General features: G+C 44.9%; 1 protein-coding gene. It reads right to left on the bottom strand.

Annotation, left to right across the window (positions count from 1 at the left end; all coding sequences use genetic code 11):
* Positions 1-87: 87 nt before the first annotated feature.
* A complete protein-coding gene (locus CCB157_RS16930; protein WP_077616950.1) occupies positions 88-1,257 on the bottom strand; it encodes an IS256 family transposase in 1,170 nt (389 codons plus the stop codon).
* Positions 1,258-1,613 lie beyond the last annotated feature (356 nt).

Genomic DNA, 1,613 nt, shown 5'->3' with positions numbered 1-1,613 from the left:
AGGTTTCCTTCACACAAGAGACTGAATATTCAGTCTCTTGAGGGGGAAAGGGAGAATCCCCTCATCTCATCTATTTACATTATTTGGTTAATGATAACGTTCTTCAAACATTCGCTCGAGGGCTTCCTGCGCTTCGGCAAATCCTCGCAACTTTCGCCCTGCCCATTTCTCGTTAAAATCTTGAACGGTCAAATATACGACTTTTTCAGCGGCTTCTAAACTGCTCAAACTGTTCATCGGCTTTAGACGTTTCCGAATCTCCTTGATCGTTCGTTCGATGGCATTGGTCGTGTAAATCACACTTCGAATACTGCTTGGATAGTCCATAAAGGTGAGAAGAACATCCAACTCATTGGCCCACGATTGGACTTCCCTTGGGTATTTGTGAGACCATTTGGATTGAAACTGTTGAAACATCTCCAATGCGATTTCTTTATTCGGAGAACGATAAATGAGTTTCAGGTCCTCCGCCATTTCGAATTGATCTTTTTTCCGAACACGGCTGAGGGTGTTGCGGACTTTGTGCACGACACAGCGCTGCACATCGGCTTTCGGATAAACCGCCTTAAAGGCTTCCTCCAGCCCCGGAAGGCCATCGAAGACGCCAAGAAGCACTTCCTTGACGCCTCTTTGGTAGAGCTGTTGGAGAATCTCCTGCCATACATAGGCGCTTTCTTGTCCTCCCACGAAGAAATCCAGAATTTCTCGATACCCTTCTTCATTCACTCCTAACACCACATAAATGACTTCTTTCTCTACCGTATCGCGGCGAAGTTTCACGTACAAGCCGTCCAAATATAAGACCGAATAACGTTGGTGTAGTGGACGAGCGTGCCATTTCTCGATGTCTTCCTTCACGACATCGGTAATCCGGCTGATCGTCGCAGGAGAATAGGTGCTTCCTAGAATTCGTTCGATAAACTTGCCAATTTCCCGTGTACTCATGCCACTTTGATACATCCTAATGATTGCTTCCTCCAGCCAGCCGGTGTGCCGTTGGTAAGGGGCAAACAACTGTGTTTGAAATTCCCCGTTTCGGTCTCTTGGAACCAAAAGACCCTCAATCCGGCCATATTGCGTATCTAGATTTCGCTGATAGTAGCCGTTTCTCATATTCGGTGTTCCAGCCTGTTCGATTTCGAGGAAATTTTTCATTTCTTCCCGCATAATCAGCTCTAATTTTTCTTTCACAAATTGACGAATAACACTTTCCAGTTGATTTGCCCAGTCGACATTCGGTATACTTCTTTTAGACATAGGTAGGGTACTCCTTTCTCTGGAATGTGTTATGGCTAAATCAGAGAATACCCTACCTTTTTTCTTTTGGTCTAGCAAAATGCTTTACACAAACTTTTATACATCATCGTGCTTCTTTTCATTTGTATGAATCCCATCGATAAGACAGTGACCAGCCGAATGGTGTTGGATGCCTAAATGACAAGCAACAATTGGATGGAAGCGGTGTCACCGCGGATGCATTTAGAAATGTCGTTTTAGGGAATAACCAGAGGCGCTCCTGGTATTTATGGGAGAACACCTTGGCAAAGCGCACTCGCTGAAAGAAGTCTGAAGAACGGCCTTCATTAGATCATCTTGACCACAGTAGCACCTTA

The organism is Caenibacillus caldisaponilyticus, assembly GCF_002003465.1.
Lineage (GTDB): Bacteria > Bacillota > Bacilli > Bacillales > Sporolactobacillaceae > Caenibacillus > Caenibacillus caldisaponilyticus.
The sequence above is the reverse complement of the archived record's forward strand: the minus strand, read 5'-3'. Positions and strand labels throughout refer to the sequence as shown.

Bases quoted from the DNA above. Each gene is read 5' to 3' on its own strand.
- CCB157_RS16930 (WP_077616950.1), bottom strand. From the start codon at position 1,257: ATGTCTAAAAGAAGTATACCGAATGTCGACTGGGCAAATCAACTGGAA.